The organism is Paraburkholderia sp. RL18-085-BIA-A (assembly GCF_046027075.1).
Lineage (GTDB): Bacteria > Pseudomonadota > Gammaproteobacteria > Burkholderiales > Burkholderiaceae > Paraburkholderia.
In genome coordinates this window covers 1-17,690 of the sequence record NZ_JARESU010000104.1, presented here as the reverse complement: position 1 = coordinate 17,690, position 17,690 = coordinate 1, and the positions used below count along the sequence as shown (strand labels likewise).

18 protein-coding genes are annotated in these 17,690 nt (G+C 61.7%); 10 read left to right on the top strand and 8 right to left on the bottom strand.

What is annotated here, in order from left to right; translation table 11 throughout:
- Positions 1 to 672 precede the first annotated feature (672 nt).
- Positions 673 to 1,986 (top strand): DUF2254 domain-containing protein, encoded by a 1,314-nt coding sequence (locus P0D89_RS38905; protein ID WP_408378199.1) that lies wholly within the window; start codon positions 673 to 675, stop codon positions 1,984 to 1,986.
- Positions 1,987 to 2,004: 18 nt separating this feature from the next.
- Complete coding sequence (locus P0D89_RS38900; protein ID WP_408364484.1) at positions 2,005 to 2,682, top strand: carbonic anhydrase; 678 nt, start codon at positions 2,005 to 2,007, stop codon at positions 2,680 to 2,682.
- 491 nt (positions 2,683 to 3,173) lie between these two features.
- Here P0D89_RS38900 and P0D89_RS38895 read toward each other — a convergent pair whose 3' ends face one another.
- From P0D89_RS38895 to P0D89_RS38860, 8 genes are all read right to left on the bottom strand, one after another.
- Positions 3,174 to 3,443 carry a YbdD/YjiX family protein gene (locus tag P0D89_RS38895; protein ID WP_408364482.1) on the bottom strand — a complete coding sequence of 90 codons (270 nt, stop codon included), beginning with the start codon at positions 3,441 to 3,443 and terminating at the stop codon, positions 3,174 to 3,176.
- A 2-nt stretch (positions 3,444 to 3,445) separates the two neighbouring features.
- Positions 3,446 to 5,506: a carbon starvation CstA family protein gene (locus P0D89_RS38890; RefSeq protein WP_408364480.1), complete on the bottom strand. Its 2,061-nt coding sequence runs from the start codon at positions 5,504 to 5,506 to the stop codon at positions 3,446 to 3,448.
- Between the two features lie 453 nt (positions 5,507 to 5,959).
- Positions 5,960 to 6,193, bottom strand: coding sequence for a hypothetical protein (locus tag P0D89_RS38885; protein WP_408378196.1), 234 nt, complete (start codon positions 6,191 to 6,193; stop codon positions 5,960 to 5,962).
- Positions 6,194 to 6,342: 149 nt separating this feature from the next.
- Complete coding sequence (locus tag P0D89_RS38880) at positions 6,343 to 6,909, bottom strand: universal stress protein (RefSeq protein ID WP_408364476.1); 567 nt, start codon at positions 6,907 to 6,909, stop codon at positions 6,343 to 6,345.
- A 364-nt stretch (positions 6,910 to 7,273) separates the two neighbouring features.
- Complete coding sequence (locus P0D89_RS38875; RefSeq protein WP_408364474.1) at positions 7,274 to 7,747, bottom strand: integrase core domain-containing protein; 474 nt, start codon at positions 7,745 to 7,747, stop codon at positions 7,274 to 7,276.
- Positions 7,740 to 8,174 (bottom strand): IS3 family transposase, encoded by a 435-nt coding sequence (locus P0D89_RS38870; protein ID WP_408364472.1) that lies wholly within the window; start codon positions 8,172 to 8,174, stop codon positions 7,740 to 7,742. Before P0D89_RS38870 ends, P0D89_RS38875 begins: the two co-directional genes overlap by 8 nt.
- On the bottom strand, positions 8,171 to 8,563 hold the full coding sequence (locus tag P0D89_RS38865) for a hypothetical protein (protein WP_408364470.1): 393 nt from the start codon (positions 8,561 to 8,563) through the stop codon (positions 8,171 to 8,173). The genes P0D89_RS38870 and P0D89_RS38865 overlap by 4 nt, the downstream gene beginning before the upstream one ends.
- 545 nt (positions 8,564 to 9,108) lie before the next feature.
- Positions 9,109 to 9,765: a TetR/AcrR family transcriptional regulator gene (locus tag P0D89_RS38860; RefSeq protein ID WP_408364468.1), complete on the bottom strand. Its 657-nt coding sequence runs from the start codon at positions 9,763 to 9,765 to the stop codon at positions 9,109 to 9,111.
- Between the two features lie 125 nt (positions 9,766 to 9,890).
- Between P0D89_RS38860 and P0D89_RS38855 the strand changes: the two genes are divergently transcribed.
- From P0D89_RS38855 to P0D89_RS38820, 8 genes are all read left to right on the top strand, one after another.
- Positions 9,891 to 11,129 carry a Tm-1-like ATP-binding domain-containing protein gene (locus P0D89_RS38855; RefSeq protein ID WP_408364466.1) on the top strand — a complete coding sequence of 413 codons (1,239 nt, stop codon included), beginning with the start codon at positions 9,891 to 9,893 and terminating at the stop codon, positions 11,127 to 11,129.
- Positions 11,116 to 11,946 (top strand): phosphoenolpyruvate hydrolase family protein, encoded by an 831-nt coding sequence (locus tag P0D89_RS38850; protein ID WP_408364464.1) that lies wholly within the window; start codon positions 11,116 to 11,118, stop codon positions 11,944 to 11,946. Before P0D89_RS38855 ends, P0D89_RS38850 begins: the two co-directional genes overlap by 14 nt.
- A gap of 42 nt (positions 11,947 to 11,988) precedes the next feature.
- Positions 11,989 to 12,435: an SRPBCC family protein gene (locus P0D89_RS38845; RefSeq protein WP_408364462.1), complete on the top strand. Its 447-nt coding sequence runs from the start codon at positions 11,989 to 11,991 to the stop codon at positions 12,433 to 12,435.
- The gene (locus P0D89_RS38840; RefSeq protein WP_408378193.1) at positions 12,432 to 13,295 is read left to right on the top strand and encodes a branched-chain amino acid ABC transporter permease; all 864 of its coding nucleotides are present in this window, start codon (positions 12,432 to 12,434) and stop codon (positions 13,293 to 13,295) included. Before P0D89_RS38845 ends, P0D89_RS38840 begins: the two co-directional genes overlap by 4 nt.
- An 88-nt stretch (positions 13,296 to 13,383) precedes the next feature.
- A complete protein-coding gene (locus P0D89_RS38835) occupies positions 13,384 to 14,385 on the top strand; it encodes a branched-chain amino acid ABC transporter permease (RefSeq protein WP_408364458.1) in 1,002 nt (333 codons plus the stop codon).
- Between the two features lie 32 nt (positions 14,386 to 14,417).
- On the top strand, positions 14,418 to 15,674 hold the full coding sequence (locus P0D89_RS38830) for an ABC transporter substrate-binding protein (RefSeq protein ID WP_408378190.1): 1,257 nt from the start codon (positions 14,418 to 14,420) through the stop codon (positions 15,672 to 15,674).
- Positions 15,674 to 16,456 (top strand): ABC transporter ATP-binding protein, encoded by a 783-nt coding sequence (locus tag P0D89_RS38825; protein WP_408378208.1) that lies wholly within the window; start codon positions 15,674 to 15,676, stop codon positions 16,454 to 16,456. Before P0D89_RS38830 ends, P0D89_RS38825 begins: the two co-directional genes overlap by 1 nt.
- The gene (locus P0D89_RS38820; protein ID WP_408364454.1) at positions 16,449 to 17,186 is read left to right on the top strand and encodes an ABC transporter ATP-binding protein; all 738 of its coding nucleotides are present in this window, start codon (positions 16,449 to 16,451) and stop codon (positions 17,184 to 17,186) included. Before P0D89_RS38825 ends, P0D89_RS38820 begins: the two co-directional genes overlap by 8 nt.
- Positions 17,187 to 17,690: the final 504 nt, after the last annotated feature.

Genomic DNA, 17,690 nt, shown 5'->3' with positions numbered 1-17,690 from the left:
AGTCGGCTGGCGAATTGTTGCCCATAGCGGTTATTGGCGGTTTCCGGAAAACCGCTTAAATCGTGGCAAACGAAATTTTGCGGGGCAGCCGAGGCCTTGCGCGGCGCCGCGATCAGCGTGGCTTCCCTGCTTGCGTCCGGACGCCGTCAGCCTTCGCTATTCCGAAATCCATCGAGGCGCCATCCTGGAAATTCGGCGTGCCTAACCTGTTGGACTAAGGTCTCATTGACCGACCGGAAGCTCAAGTGTCTTATTGTTTCCGAAAGGTTCATGTGTCCGTCACCTCGTCCACGCCAGCGGAACTCCCCATGACCGGTGGATTCGTTTGCGGTAACAATCCGGCCTCAACCCGCGCAATCAGACAGTATTGGAACGGCAGATCAACTCCTCTGCTGGCAGTGCTGGCTCTCTGAGGTCGCATGTGTTGGCAGAGACGACGGTGTCATCCCGGCGACGGTGCAGTTCGTACATGCAAAACAGGTGGTTTTGGACGTTTCAGCGGCGCTGGCCTGAGAGCCGACGGGACATCAAGACGACGGCCGGAGGAAGAGACCGTGGGGTCAGCGCAGCCGTGCGCGCGCCCGGTCGGGAGGCCCCCCTTTGCATGCCATCTGGCAAACCGCGGAGACCCTGGTCTCCTGCTGCAGGATGGATCGTAGGGAGAGAGCAAACATGGACTGGAATCGCTGGTACAGCTTAAAGAGCTACCTGAAATCTTCGCTGTGGACTGTGCCGCTCATCGCAGTCGCGATCTATGCCGTGGTAAAACCTCTTTCTGAAATGCTAGGAAGGTGGATGATCAGGCAAGCCATCCTTGATCCGAAAACCGGTTTTCTGGGGCTGTCCATGACTGGGGCGCGGTCGTTGCTTGGTGACATCGTTTCCGCAGACCTGGGGTTTCTGATGTTTACGTTCGGTTCGCTGCTCGTCGCAATCCAGGTCGCTGGCGGGCAGTACACCCCGCGGATCATCGCGACGACACTGCTGCGCGATAACGTCATCCGTAGCATCTCGGGATTGTTCGTTTTCACAATGCTGTTCGCCGATAGAACGCTGAGCTGGATGGGCGAGAATCAAGTACACCAACTTCAAGTGTTTCTTGCAGCGCTATTTGGATTTGCCTCCGTCGTCGCGTTCCTTTTCCTGATTGACTACGCCGCGAAATCTCTGCGTCCGGTAAGCCTCGTGGCACGTGTCGGGAAGCACGGGATGGCGGTCATAGCAAGCGTTTATCCCGCTCCGACTACGGGTGCAACTACCCCGCCGGAACGTGACAAGGAGCGAGGCGTACCTGATCGCATTGTTCGTCACCGCGGCAAATCTGGCATCGTTCTGGCCGTGAATCTGGAAAGGCTGGTGGCCAAGGCGCGGCGCACTGACTCAATCATCGAATTCGTACCGCAAGTGGGTGATTTCGTCGCGGTGGACGAACCCCTGTTTTATTTGTACGGGAATTCTGGCGCAATCGATGAGAGGAAGCTCCGCACACTGGTCGCTTTCGGGACGGAACGCACAATGGAGCAGGACCCTATGTTCGCGTTTCGCATCCTGGTCGATATTGCGCTGAAAGCGCTGTCAGCGGCGATCAACGATCCGACGACGGCCGTGCTTGCGATCGACCAGTTGCACCGACTATTGCGCGTGGTGGGCAAACGGTCTCTGCACGTCGAAGAGATGGTGGATAGGTCGGGGCGGGTGCGCGTGATCTTGCGGACGCCCAATTGGGAAGACTTCGTGCATATCAGTTTCCGCGAAATACGACAATACGGCGCGGGCAGCATTCAAATCGCGCGGCGCCTACGCGCGGCGATAGAGAATCTTGTCCAGAGCCTACCGGAACATCGTCATGCCGCATTGCGCGTTGAGCTGGCACTGCTCGATCGGGCGATCGCCTTGACGCACCCATTTCCCGAGGACCTGGCGTTGGCCAGCATCCCCGACTCGCAAGGGCTTGGAGGTTCGGCAGGCTCGATCGCAAAAGACTAGCCCTTTCGGAGGCAAACCGTGGACAAACTCATAATGGGGATTGTTGAATTCCGCGAGAAAATGCTGCCGCAATACTCGAAGCAGTTCAGCAAACTGGCGCTCGCGCAGACACCTGACACGCTCTTCATCACGTGCGCAGACAGCCGCGTTGTGCCGGACCTGCTTGCCTCAACCCATCCGGGCGATCTGTTCACGATGCGCAACGTCGGCAACCTGATACCACCGGCGACTGCGGAAGGGGTCTCTACCGGTGACGTTTCCGAGGCAAGCGCGATCGAGTACGCAGTGCTGGTGTTGAAAGTTGCGAATATTGTTGTGTGCGGGCATTCCGAGTGCGGTGCGATGAAAGCCGTATATACACGCAACGCCAAGCTGAAAGCGCCAAACCTCGATAAATGGCTGTACCACGCGAACAACGCAGCGTTTCGCCTCGAACACGAAGGTCCGCTCAACGACAGGCTGAAACCGCACGATCAATTGTCACAGCTCAACGTACTTGTGCAGCTTGAGCATCTGATGACATACCCGATCGTTCATCAGCAAGTCACCGCGGGCGCACTGGTGTTGAGCGGCTGGTGGTTCGACATCGCGACTGGCGACATGTATGCCTATGAGCGCACGAGCCGCTCATTTGAAGTCATCGACCGCGCGATGGCTGATCGGATGATTGCGCGCCTTGCTGCGCGGGCGCGGTGAAGATGCACCAAGCTCTTCTACACAATTGCCATCCCGGGTCGATGGGCTAGCCGTGGCGAGAATGGTGGTGCGGTGAGGGCTGATCAGAAACGCGACTGAAATGTTCTGCGCACGAAGGACCGCTGTCTGGCGCGGAGCCGAAATTTGAATGCTCCCGTGAAGGCGAATCGATGTCCGGGCATGGCCGCGTGCAGTCTCATGCACTTCGCATATTTCGCTCCAACTTCGCCTGTCGGCGATCGTCGGCACGCGTTTAGGTTTGTTCGACGCCTGCCCTTGTCTGCTGCCGCGTGAGCGCACGACGACGCATGCGGGCAGGCGTTGGACAAACCTAAAGGGACAGCGACGTTCGTGATCGGCCGATTTGACCCAGCCCGTGCAAAAGCCGATAACGGGATGCGACGACCGAAACAATCTCAGTCCCATGGTGCCCCGCGATCAACTTGTGCGATTTCTGGCAAAACGCACGATTATGGTGGTCACGAGCGGCGCTAACAGCACCTCGGCCCATTGCGACTGTATTTCCGATCGATGGCCCAGATGAAGAACTCACGTCGCGACAGCAGCGGATCGCACGGGTGGCGCAAGGCCATGTGCTCAATATAGCGTTCATAGTCCGGGATGCCGAACATCTGCGCGCAGGCTCCGCGCATGGTGCGCGCAAGCTCCGATAGCCGTGTCCCCAGTGCGTTGCTCACGGCCCCGGCGTTCGCGCCCCGAACTGGCACCGCCGCGAGTTTGCCATTGAAGATCGTTTTCATGATCAAGCCCCCTTGGCGCGCACAACAACAGGCGTCTCGTTGACAGTGGGCTGTGCCTGCCGCAGCGCCCGCAAGCAGATCGTGACGGCGAAGACGCACATCGCCAGCACCAGCACGACAAAGAAGCCGCAGACCACCGCATCCAGATAGTTGTTGAAGGCGACCCGCTGCATTTCCGCAATCGACTTGGCGGGAGCGAGTACGGTCCCCTGTGCGGCGGCGTCACTGAACTTGTTCGCCAGCGCGAGGAAGCCGATACGCGGGTCGCTATGGAATATCTTCTGGATGCCAGCAGTGAGCGTGGTAATGAGGAGCCACGCTGTCGGCACCAACGTCACCCAGATGTAGCGCTCCCGCTTCATCTTCACCAGGACGCTCGTGCAGAGCAGCAGGGCAATGCCGGCGAGCATCTGGTTGCCCACTCCGAAAAGCTGCCAGAGTGTGTTGATGCCACCGAGCGGATCGACCACGCCCTGATAGAGAAAGTAGCCCCAGGCTGCCACGCAGAGGCCGGTGCCCAGCAGGTTCGCGGGCAGCAGCTGGGTGTCGCCGAGCGGCCGATAGACATGGCCTAGCATGTCCTGGATCATGAAGCGGCCGACCCGCGTGCCGGCGTCTACGGCTGTCAGGATGAACAGCGCCTCGAACAGGATGGCGAAGTGATACCAGAAGGCCTCCATGGTCTGACCACCTAGGGCCTGGCCGAGAATCTGCGCCATGCCTACGGCAAGCGTCGGGGCGCCGCCGGCGCGCGACAGGATGCTGGTTTCTCCAATGTTCGCGGCCGTCTGGTTGATCAGGTCCGGCGTGATGACGAATCCCCAGTTCGACACGACTTGCGCCGCCTGCGCGGCGGTCGTGCCGATGATTGCCGCCGGGGCGTTCATGGCGAAGTAGATGCCCGGATGCAGTACGCAGGCTGCCGTCAGCGCCATGATCGCGACGAACGACTCGGCGAGCATGCCGCCGAAGCCGATCAGACGCATATGCGACTCACGCTCGATCATCTTCGGCGTGGTGCCGGAGGAAATCAGCGCATGAAAACCGGAGACCGCGCCGCAGGCGATGGTAATGAACAAAAAAGGAAAGAGCGCGCCGGAGAACACGGGTCCGGTGCCGTCGATGAAGCGCGTGGTCCGTGGCATCGAAAGCGTGGGCGCGACCACATAGATGCCGACCGCGAGCGCTATGATCGTGCCGATCTTCAGGAACGTACTCAGGTAGTCGCGCGGCGCGAGCATCAGCCAGACCGGCAGGCTTGAGGCGATGGCGCCGTACAGAATGAGAGCCCACGCCAGTTGCGGGCCGGTCAGGGTAAAGACCGATCCCCAGGTGGGATCGTTGGCGACCGTCTTCCCGAGTACGATCGAGACGAGCAAAAGTACGACGCCGAACAGGGACGCTTCTCCTACCCGCCCCGGGCGGATAAACCGCATGTAGACGCCCATCAGCAGCGCGATCGGAATCGTCGCCGCGATGGTGAAGAGGCCCCACGGGCTGGACGTAAGCGCCTTGACCACCACCAGGCTCAGGACCGCGAGAATGATGATCATGATCGCGAGTACGCCGACGAGAGCCAGCGAGCCGGGAACCGGGCCCAGTTCCATCTTGACCATCTCGCCAAGAGATTTGCCGTCGCGGCGCACTGACGCGAAAAGCACAATGAAATCCTGCACCGCACCGGCCACCACGACGCCCGCGAGGATCCACAGCGTGCCGGGCAGGTAGCCCATCTGCGCTGCCAGCACGGGACCCACCAGCGGACCGGCGCCGGCGATTGCGGCAAAATGATGGCCGAACAGCACCCACCTGTTAGTCGGTACGTAGTCCATACCGTCGTCGTGGCGCTCGGCCGGCGTCTGGCGAGTATCGTCGAGCCGCAGCACGCGCTCGGCAATGAACTTGCTGTAGAAACGGTATGCGATGAAATAAACGATGAGGGCAGCAGTCACGAGCCACACGGCATTCACACTTTCACCGCGCCCGAGCGCGAGCCTGGCGAAGGCGAAGGCGCCGACAGCGGCCAGCACGCCCCACACGAGAATGGACGCAAGCTTGTTCATGACGTCTCCCCCTGTCGAACAAACGCAAGGCAGAACCATTCCCGCGCAACTCATGTGCCGGGTTCTTCAGTGTTTCGCCGCCAAGCAGCTCGCCCGCTCCGCGGCACTTCGGGTTCCACCGAAAAACAGGCTACACCCAGCCCCGAGGCGCCGCAATTCGCGATTCCCCTTCGTGCTCCGCCGTGAGGACAACACCCAGCGCGCCGCTTCCATCGGTGTGGCCAGATCTTGTTACCGTGATGCTCCCGAGCGTTTGTGCAAACGTCCGCGCTACCCGAACCCCGACTGATCGGCAAGCCCCCCTCCGAACAAAGCCGAGATGATTGCCGGTGTAGCGCGAGCGTTCGATGGTTGGACATTTGCGTTCGCTGCAAAGGCGCGCGCTGACTCGCATCAATCACGCGACTTCATGGAACACGCCGGACACTCATGTCCATCTATATAGCGTGCCAATCAGTTCTTGTCCGGTGTTTTCAGCTCGATCAACATCCGCTCACAGCCGCCTTGATCCGGCGCCATGCAGCCGAGCCAATGTTCACTGTTCGGCATCAGCATGTCGCCGCCCGTCTGAATCGCCAACGTCATGCCGGGATTCTTCTGCCATACGATGAAGCCGAAACATGCAAGCGCCAACAGCACGACGAGCGAGAACGCGATCCTCTCCAGCATCCAATAGATTTTCGGCATGGCGCCACCTTCAGCATGGCACAGGGCTTTGGGCGCTCGCGCACGGCCCACAAGTAACGGTTGAGGTATCGTCAACTCAAGCAAATCGGTCTGACTAATGTCCCGGTTCAATAGCATTCTTGGCTGACTGACGCCGGCCTGCGATTCCGTTAAGTTGGCAGTGCCGGAGCGACTGCAAGCGGAATTCGCCCGATGATAAATCCATGAGGCGACGAAGACTTCGATGTTGTCGATTGCGTGCCGGCTCGCGCTTCGCCCACTACGCCTGTATGTGTCGACTGCCGGACCACCAGAACGGGAATAGCGCTATGAGTCAGCACCTTCTGTGTCTCACTGCCGATCAACAGGCCACGCACACCGCTGCGGCCGTGGGACGCCATCACAATCAGATCGCAGTTTCGCTCGGTGGCGGTGCTGATGATCGCTTCATAGGGATGAGCGCGGGTGGTGGCAACGGTTTCGCATATCACGCTCGCCTGGGTTGCCACCTTCGTGACAGCGGCGAGAAAGGCCTCTGCACGCTCCCTGTGAACCCGAACGAATTTCTCCTCGGTATCCGCGAGCATTTCGGTTCCATACGCCAGAACATGAAACTCCGGCATAACATGAAGTCCGGTAATGGAGGCGTGATTTTCGGCGGCGAACGTCACCGCCATCTGGACGGCGACTTCGGAAAGTGCCGAGCCGTCGGTCGGCACCAGCAGATGCTTGAACATGACACCTCCCCTCGCTCGACGTGCGGGCTCTATCCGACGCGCACTTGATCACTCGCCGCATCGCCATTGATGCCGCCATAAATTACACTTTGCTTTCAGTATAGACACTGCTGTCATTTGCGAAATATTTTCTGCTCGCAGTTCGTTTATCGAACCTTCCCACGAACCTGTCATGACGCCCCTGCAAGTTTGTCTCGTTACACGGCCGTGCCGCGGCACTGTCAACTTAACGGAATCCACGAGATCTTTTTCGGTTAAAGTGGGACGCGATTGCCAATCTGAGCGGCCTATAGGGCTTCGGATTGGCGTCAGTGTGACTTTCAGCGATGCACCGGCTTGGATTGTCTGGACACGGATTTGCAACTCAGGCGGCCTCTTTCAGGGTGGCTGCCTGACGGGCTTCATGGGGTGACATGAAGCCCAGTTTTTCGAGACGCCAGTGGCGATTGTAACGATCCTTGAACTCGACGACCGCAGCCCGGACTTCCTCAAGATTCCTGAAGATGCGACCGTGAATGGCCTGTTCCTTCAGCGTCCGGTGGAAGCGCTCGGCGACGCCATTCGTTTGTGGCTCGGCAACGAAGGCGAAGCTCGGCGTGACGCCCCAGAACCTGACCTGTTTCAGGAAGTCATCGGCCGTGTATTGCGAACCGTGATCCATGCGCAGCGTAAGGCCCCGACCGACCTCGGCACCCGTGCCGCCGAATTCGCCCAGCAGTCCCTGCGCGATCGGCTGCAAGTTGGCGAACCGGTTGCCCGTCTTGACCGCATGGATGCCGACGCGGCAGGCGTCGCAATGATCAACCGCCGAGAACACCCAGACCCAGCCGTCATCCACGGTCTAATGCGCACGCCGTCGGTGCCCCACATCTCGTTCGGGCGGCTCGTCGTGATTGTGCCGTCGTGCTGGGCAGACTTGCCCTGTGGAGGCGCCGATGTGGCGACAGCAAGGCGTTCTCCCGCATCAGACGCAGCACACGGGTGCGGGAGACCCGGATGTCGCGCAGGATGCGCAGCCGCGCCCATACCTTGCGACGTCCGTCGCCGGTAAAGGGCGAGGCCGCCAGATCGTCCCGGATGCCCTCCAGAAGGTCAGCTTCCGGCATCCTGGGTTTCGGGCCGCGCCGCTGCGCCACGAGTGGCACCACGTTGCTCGACGCGCGCGCACGTCCGGCATAGATCGTCGAACGCGGGAATCCGAGCACCCGGCAGACCCGCTGCGGCCCATAAGGCTTGCCGGTGCCAGTGGAGGTCGCGCGGCTCATTTCGGCGACCTCCGGTTGCCTAAAGGGTGTCGGGCCTGCCTTTCCTTGCGCAGGATCTCGACTTCCATCACCAGCTCGCCAATGCGCCGGGTGGCCTCGCCAAGCTTTGCCTCCAGCGGATCGTTCTCGCGCTCCTTGAGGCCGGCATCGATACCGGCCAGGACACGCTCGCGCCATTCTTCGAGCCTGTAGATCGGCACCGAAACCTCGCGCGAAATGGCGTCCACCGGCTCGCCGCGCAACAGGCGCAAGACGACTCCCTTCTTCCGGTTGGCCGACCATCGTTTCACTTCGGCGGCCGCGCCGGGGGCGCTTCCAGTCGCGCTACGCGCTCCTTCCTCCGCCCCCGGCACAACCTCAGCGACATTCGACTTATTCAGCATCTTCAACTCCGTTTCCAGACACAGGTTTTACCCCAAATTCGTGTCGAGAAAAATCGGAGGCGGTTCAGTGACTTTCAGCGATAAATGGCGGGAAATTTTCGGCGCCCACTCCGGCCGCTCGGAGTGCACTCCCGCAAAGGCTGCTTCCAAAAGTGCAACCGCCACTTGCCCCATCGAGTTGGTCCGCGAGTCACTGGTCACGAATGTTCGAGGCCGTCGGGTCCAACGCTCAGCGGCCGGCTGCTTAGGAGCGAATTGTGAAAACCGGCGAACCTCGCAACGGGGGCCGCGGTTGTACCTCTGATGGTGCGGACCAGCGCGTCCGGGTTCTGATAAGAAAATTCCACGGCTTTTTTCTAGTCGCCATTCGTACCGGGTGCAGCCGTATCGCCCGATTCTTCTCTGACCGCTCGTTTATTGACCAGGCAGTTCGAATCATGGGCGTGTCGCCAGGCATTCTGCACCGGTCTTCGCGGCTCAGTTGTATTCGCGTATCAACGCTCCCTGGGTGCGACGACAAATTGCCGAATGGACACACGCGCCGGGCGCATCTAGTCGTCGGTACTTGCATGTCGCAAGATCGCCTGTGCAGTCCAACGCACTGTCTGCAGGATTTCTTCGATGTCGAGGTGCCAGATGTCCTTCAGCACGAGAAAGACTTCGGTGCCGTAAACCAGTGACAGCGCACGCAGTACGCGCTGGAAACGCTCCTCGCCGAGTTTGTCGCGCAACGGGCTCGCAGCGGAACTGAGCAGTTCGATACGATGTCCGCGCACGAGCGGTTCCTCGCCGCCGCCTTTGCCCGCACGAGCCTGGGCTCCCTGCTGCAGCGAGACCAGTATCGCCGCACGCAGTTGCACCTCGTATTCCTCCATACGAGGGAAGGCGTGAAGCAACAGTTCGTCGACGCGGCTGACCGCGTCTCCTGATTCGGACTTCCATTCGAGGATCGGCCCGAGGCTCTCATCCACCACCGCCGCGACGAGCGCGCTTTGAGTCGGGAAGTAACGGTATGCGGTGGCGCGCGACACCTCTGCCGCCTCTGCGAGTTCGGCCACCGACGGCGTCAGGCCACTTGCCATCATCTCCATCGCTTTCGTAAGCAGCGTGCGCCGCATGCGAGCCCGTGGCCCCCGCTGGGTCGCGTCGGCGTTTTCGTCCGCAGCCGGGCGTATCGGCTGGACGGTGGTATGTGGGACTCGGCTCATTGTTTACCCTGAATCCTCGCAAAAAGAGACGATAGTCTCATTATAATCCTATAGACTCATTTCGAATCTTATGTCTTGAACTGGGAACTACAATCGTCAATGAGTCTACCGGCGCCACAAACGACATGACAACTCGCGACAAACAGATCTACCTGATCGGCACGTTTGACACCAAGGCGGCAGAGGCGCTTTATCTGCGCGACCAGATACGGTTGGCCGGCGCGCCGGTTGTCACGGTGGATGTCTCGACGTTGCCGGTTGGCGAAGGTGCGGACATCCCCGCGCAGATTGTCGCGGAGGCCCACGCTGGTGGTTCGGCCGCCGTCTTCACGGGGGACCGGGGCAGCGCGGTGACGGCGATGATCGACGCGTTCGAACGTTTCCTGGCGAGCCGCGACGATGTAGGCGCCATGATCGGCCTTGGCGGCTCCGGCGGTACCGCGCTCATCACCCCGGCAATGCGTGCGCTGCCCGTTGGCCTGCCCAAGCTAATGGTGTCGACCATGGCGTCCGGCGATGTGTCCGCCTATGTCGGCCCGACCGATATCGCGATGATGCATTCCGTCACGGACATCGCAGGGCTGAACCGCATCTCGCGCCGCGTGCTAGCGAATGCGGCCGGCGCGATCGCCGGCGCGTTCCGCCACGCGCAGGGCTACCAGGAACCGCCTGATGCGCGCCCGGCAGTCGGCCTCACCATGTTCGGCGTCACGACAGCCTGTATCAGCCACGTGCGCGCGAACCTTGAACAGGATCACGACTGTCTGGTGTTTCACGCCACCGGCATCGGCGGTGCGTCGATGGAAAAGCTGCTTGATGCCGGTCTGCTGACCGGCCTGCTTGATCTCACGACGACCGAGGTTTGCGATCACCTTCTCGGTGGCATCCTGGCTTGCACCGACGACCGCTTCGGCGCTGTCGCACGGACGCGAGCGCCTTACGTCGGATCCTGCGGGGCGCTCGACATGGCGAACTTCGGCGCTCCCGACACGCTCCCGCCGCACTATCGCAGCCGCACGTTGTACGCGCATAACCCGCAGGTCACGCTCATGCGCACAAGTGCCGACGAAAACTCACGCATCGGTGCCTGGATCGGCCAACGGCTGAACTGCTGCGAAGGCGAAGTGCGTTTCCTTTTGCCCGAAGGCGGCGTATCGGCGCTGGATGCGCCCGGTCAGCCCTTCCATGACCCCGCGGCTGATGCCGCACTGTTTGAGGCCCTCGAACGCACCGTAACGCAGACAGCGCACCGACAGTTGTTGCGCGTGCCTTATCACATCAATGACCCACAGTTCGCCGAGCTGGCTGTCCGGCTCTTTCGTGAACTGCTCCAACCCGAGGATCGAAACCTTGCCACGTTTTGAACGCAGCGAACTACTGCAGAAGTTCCAGTCGATGGTATCCGCCCGCCAGCCTATTGTCGGCGGCGGCGCCGGTACCGGCCTGTCCGCCAAATGCGAGGAAGCCGGCGGGATAGACCTGATCGTGATCTACAACTCGGGGCGTTACCGCATGGCGGGCCGCGGTTCGCTGGCTGGCGTGCTGGCCTATGGCAACGCAAACGAGATCGTGATGGACATGGCGCGCGAAGTGCTGCCGGTCGTCAGGAATACACCTGTGGTGGCGGGCGTGAACGGCACGGATCCCTTCTGCAACTTTGACGCCTTCCTCGATGACGTGCGGCGCGTGGGCTTTTCCGGCGTGCAGAACTTCCCCACGGTGGGCCTGATCGATGGCGTCTTTCGAGCCAATCTCGAAGAGACCGGCATGGGCTACGCGCTGGAGGTGGAGATGATCCGGCTCGCGCATGCCAAGGGACTGCTCACCACGCCCTACGTATTCGACCCGGACCAGGCCGTCGCGATGACGAAGGCAGGCGCCGATATCCTCGTTGCTCACATGGGACTGACGACGGGAGGGACAGTCGGCGCCGAGACCGCAATGACGCTGGATGACTGCGTGAGCGCGATCGACCGCATCGCCGAAGCCGCGCTGCAGGTTCGCGACGACATCATCGTCCTGTGCCACGGCGGCCCGATCGCGATGCCGCAGGACGCCCAGTACGTACTGAGCGCGTGCAAGGTCTGTCATGGTTTCTACGGCGCCAGTTCCATGGAACGCCTGCCTGCCGAACAGGCACTGACGGCACAGACGCAGGCGTTCAAGCAGTTGAGCTTCTAGCGCGCCGGCCTTTGTCCGCTCCCCCTTTTTGCGAGGTCAGCCATGCCTAACACCGTTTATATCAGCGACGTCATCAATGCTCCCATCGAAGCCGTGTGGTCGATCATGCGCGACTTCAACGGGATGCCCACCTACCACCCTGGCATCATCAGCAGTGCGATGGAAGCCGGCGCACAAGGCGATACCATCGGCGGCGTGCGCCGGCTGACGCTCGGGCCCGATGCATACGTGCGCGAGCAGTTGCTGATGCTCGACGACCTGGCTTTTGCCTTCACCTACAGGATCATCGAAGGCACGCTGCCGGTGCGCGATTACGTGGCCGGCGTGCGTCTGTCGCGCGTGACGGCGGGATCGCGGACCTTCGCCGAGTGGTGGGCGGATTTCGAAATGACCGGCGGCGCCGACCGCGCGCACTGGATTGGCCAGATCGGGAACAATGTGTTCGGCGCCGGTTTTGCCGCCGTCGCAGCCAGGCTGAGCGCAGCGTGACCACCCGGCTGCTCGTCAATGTCGCGCTCAACGGGCTGACCCTGGCCGCGCTTTATTTTATCGTCGCAAGTGGCTTCTCGATTGTCTTCGGGCTGCTGCGCACGGTCAACGTGGCGCACGGAGCACTCTATCTGCTCGGCGCCTATATCGGCTACGACGTCGCAGCGGCGCATGGATGGTGGTGGGGCGTGCTTGCCGCGGCCATCGCAGTTGGTCTGCTTGGAGCCGCGATGCAGAAGTGGCTGCTCGACCGCCTGCAAGGCCAGGATCTTCGTCAGGCGCTGGTGACGACCGGGCTCTCGATCGTGCTGGGCGATCTGCTGCTCGCACGCTATGGCGGCCTCACCTATCAGTTCGATCCGCCCGATGCGCTTTACGGAAGCGTGCGGCTGCCGGCGGATCTCGGCGGCTACCCGACCTTCCGGCTGTTCCTGATCGGCGTCGCCCTGGCGGTCGGTCTCGCATTGTGGCTCCTGATGTACCGGACGAGGCTCGGCATGGCGATCCGGGCCGGTGTCGATGATCGCGCGATGCTGTCAGCGATGGGATTCAACGTGCCGAGACTGTTCATCCTCGTGTTCGCACTGGGCGCGGCGATGGCCGGACTGGCGGGGGTGATCGGGGGCTCGGCGCTATCGGTCGCGCCAGGAGAAGACGCGCGCTATCTGATGTCGTCGCTGGTCGTGGTCATTGTCGGCGGCATGGGCAGTCTGGGGGGCGCGGCGCTGGGGGCGCTACTGGTGGCCTATGCCGAGCAGATCGGCCTCGTGCTGTTCCCTCACTACGCGATTCTGCTCACGTTCGTCATCATGATCGCGGTCCTTGCCGTGCGGCCACGGGGGCTCCTCGGCCGGGCATGAGTGTGTTCCGACCGGCCACGGCGCCGCCTGCCGGGAGGTCGGAGAGTTGTCGTTCAGAACAATGGCGCACGGCGCCCGCGGAGTACTAATGAAGAAGACATCACCCTCTCTGCGCTGGGTCGTGCTAGCCGCGCTGGTGCTCGCGCCGCTGGTGTTGCCGGCGTTCTGGCTGCAGAACATTTTCGCGAAGGCCGCAGTCTTCGGCATTGTCGCGTTATCGCTGAGCTTTCTGAACACCTATGGCGGCATGGTATCGATGGCCCAGATGGCAGCGGCGGGACTCGCCGCCTACGCCATGGCGTACACGTCGATCAATGGCAGCGGCCTGGGTGTGCCGCTTCCCTGGCCCCTGGCACTCCTGATCTCACTCACCGTCGGGACTGTGTTTGGCGCACTGACGGGGTGGATCGCATCTCGCACGCGAGACGTGTACCTGCTCATGCTGACACTGGCTATTGGCATGGGCGTGTTTTCATTCGCTCAGCAGAACACGGAGTTGTTCAACGCCTTCGACGGCATCAACGGGGTCGCCGCGCCCAGGCTCGGCCACCTTTCATTGAATGCACCCATTCCATTTTATGTACTGAGCGTCGGGCTGGCGTGGCTGCTTCTGGTCCTGGTGAACCATGTCGTGCGCACGCCCTTCGGCCTTGCGTTGCAGGGCCTTCGCGACAGCGACCGGCGCCTCGCCGCGCTCGGCTACCGGGTGACGCTGCATAAGGTCGCCGCCTTCGCACTGGCCGGATTCATGGCCTCCGTCGGCGGTGTCCTGATGCTCTGGTACCAGGGGCAGATCGCTCCCGGCTCCGTAGGCCTGGCCGCGGCGACCAACATTCTGGTCATCGCCGTGCTGGGCGGCCTACGTCGCCCCGCAGGCGCTTTCGCGGGTGCGCTCGTTTTCGTCCTGCTGCAAACCTTCGCGACAGACCTGTTCTTCCGCGATCGCTACAACACCCTCATCGGCGCCGTCTTTCTGTTGGTGGTGCTTTTTCTTCCATCCGGCGTCCTGGGGCTGACAGATCTCGTTTCCCGACTACGCCGCGCCACCCGGACGCGTCAGGCCGGCGAACAATCCTCAAGCATTCCTTGATTCATTCACGAAGACCAAGAACCAGGAGACTAATGAAAATGTTTCACAAAACCCCTTTTAGCCGCAGCGCGCTTGCAATCGCCGCGATATCAGGCGCCTTGCTTGCCACCCCGGCGTGGGCACAGGTCAAGGTTGGCGTGCTGGCCACGCTGGAAGGCCCTTTTGCCTCGCCTGGACAGGACAGCGTCCGAGGAGTCCAGCTGGCGCTCGATGACGTCAAATCGAGCGCTGGCGGCAAAAGCATCACAATGATTGTCGAAGGTACAAACGCGGAACCTGACGTGGTCGTGGCCAAGGCCCGCAAACTGGTCGAACAGGACAAGGTCGACGTGATCATTGGGCCGCTCTCGGGCAGCGAAGGCATTGCCATCAAGAATTACTCGAAGTCCGTGCCGGGCGTCACTTTTATCAATGGATCGTCGGCAGCTGAAGACACCACACTGCGCGATCCGTCACCGAACTTCTTCCGCTTCATGGGCGACGGCACGCAGTGGATGGCCGGTCTTGGGCGCTACGCGTATGACGTCAAAAAATACCACCGTGTCGCCATTGTCTCGGAGGACTACTCTTTCCCCTATTCGCAGGTGAACGGCTTCATGCAGGAATTCTGCGCCAGGGGCGGCAAGGTGCCCGCGAAGCTTTGGGTTCCTTTGGGCACGAAAGACTACAGCAGCGTGATCGCCCAGTTGCCCAGCGACGTGGATGCCGTCTTCGTCGTGCTGGGCGGCTCCGACGCCGTAACGTTCATGTCGCAGTACAACCAGACCGGCGGCCAGGCCCATATGATGGGCGGCTCGATCACGGTCGACCAGAGCGTCCTGTCGGCGCGTGGCCCGTTCCGCAAACAGATTATCGGCATGCTGAGTTCGGGCCCGACCGCGGACAACAATGACGCGCCAGAGTGGAAGTCTTTTGTTGCGGCCTATCGCAAGAAATTCCCTGACGGCCTGCAATCGCCGTCGCTGTTCGCAAACAACTACTACACGGCCACCAAAGCGATGACGCTCGCGCTCGACCAGGTACATGGCGATCTGTCCGACCATCAGGCGGCTTTCCGCAAAACCCTCTCGAACCTCACGGTGAAGTCCCCCAGTGGCGAAGTCAGGCTGGATGGTAACCGCCAGGGGATCGTGGACGTCTATCTGACCGAGGTCGACCAAAATGCCCAGGGGCAGCTTTTCAACAAGCTGGTGAAGGTGACGAAGGGCGTCAACCAGACGCTGGGCCAGCCGCGCGAGGCGTATCTTGCCAAGGGTGAAGCCGGGCGAAACTATCCGTCTTGCCCGTGATGACCGGCGACTCGCAACATCGGCCGGCGACGGCGCTGGAAGTGGAGGAACTGGGCATGCGCTTCGGTGCCGTGCGGGCCATCGACAACGTGTCGTTGATGGTGCGCACGGGCGAGCGCCATGTGCTGCTTGGAACCAACGGGGCAGGCAAAACCACGCTGTTCAATGCAATTTCTGGCGACCTGCGCGCCACCTCGGGAAAGATTCGTCTGTTCGGCGAGGACATCACCCGCCTGCCGTCCTGGCAACGGGCGAGGCGCGGGGTGGCACGCACCTACCAGAGTTCCCTGCTGTTTGGCGGACTCACCGTAGAGGAGAATCTGTATGTCGCGCTGCGGGGCCTCTCCGCCAGCCGGTTCTCGCTGCGACGTGAGCGCGCTGCCTCGCTGCACTGGCAACGTGCACGGGCGCTGGCGGGACGCGTCGGCCTGGGCGCCCGGTTCACGGAAGATGTGGCTTCGCTCTCCCACGGACAGCAACGTCAATTAGAGATTGGCATGGCTCTCGCGGGCGACCCGCGTTTGCTGCTGCTGGACGAGCCCGCGGCGGGCTTGTCCCCAGCCGAGCGCCAGTCGCTCATCGAGCTGAATGAAGGTCTGCCGTCATCGCTGACCATCGTGCTGATTGAGCACGACATGGATGTAGCCTTGCGGCTAGCGCATCAGGTAACCGTGATGAAGGACGGACAGCTCGTGGTTCAGGGCGACCCGGCGAGCATCCGCGGGAACCCGCAAGTGCAACGCATTTACTTCGGCGACGGACTGGGGGTCAGCCATGAATGACGAGACAGTCTCAGCGGGTCTGAAGGTGCGTGGGCTGCAGGTTCACATCGGCAAGAGTCACGTGCTTCAGGGTGTGGATCTGGATGTGACGGGTGTGCCATTGGCTCTGGTCGGACGCAACGGCATGGGCAAGAGCACGTTGTGCAACGCCATCATCGGACTGCAGGACACCTCAGGTGGTTCGATCCAATGGTGCGGCGAAGAGCTTCGCGGGCGCCGTCCGCATCAAATCAGCGGCGGGGGCATCGGATTCGTACCGCAGGGGCGCCGGGTATTCCGTTCCCTGACCGTGGACGAGCACATGCGGCTCTTCGCACCCCGAAACGTCAGCAAGGGGACCGGCTGGACCATCGAGCGGGCCTACGATGCATTTCCGCGTCTCGCTGAGCGACGCCGCAACCGCGGCAATGAGCTGTCGGGCGGGGAGCAGCAGATGTTAGCTATCGCCCGCGCGCTGCTTCGCAACCCGCGGCTACTGGTGCTCGATGAGCCTTCCGAGGGGCTCGCTCCCGCTATCGTCGGGCATCTTGTCGAGCTGCTGCAGAAAGTTAACGCCGAAGGCATCCGCATCCTGCTGGTTGAGCAGAATCTCGGCATGGCCCTGGCGGTTGCAGACTCGGTCGCCATCATGACGGCCGGGCGCATCGCCCTGACGTTGCCGGCAGCGGCCCTGAAAGCCGACAGGAGCTTGCAGCAGCAATATCTGGGGGTCGGTGCCGCGACACAGTAGGCGCTGGCCTGCCTTTACTGGTCCCGTGTGGCCAATGAGCTTTGCTGGACGCGGTCACGCTAAGCAGCCGTGGAAGCGAATCCACGAGCGCCTGCTTCGGCTGGCGGCTCAACACCTGCCTGCAGGTCCCAATGTGCGCCTACGGGCCTGCAACGGTGGGCAGGCCGTCGATGCGTGCGACACGCATAACCAGTACGCGAACGGCCGGTGACCGATGGAAAGCCGCCCCCCCGAATGTCAGATCCATGTGCGACGCGAACGACGCCTCATGGCCCAGACTGTGTCAAAACGGCTGGCCACTGGGAATTGACAGAAACCTGTCTCGGCGCAGGTCGCGGCTTTTCGATTGCGGCAACCCGAACGTCAAATCACAGCCGAACACATCGCAAAGGCTCAACGACCCCGTACGGGTCTCAGGCCCGCATCGCCGTCATAACCGCTTCTGAACCGAGTAGCCTGATCACCCGCTTCATGTTGTACGCCAGCACGTGCAAGCTCATCTCC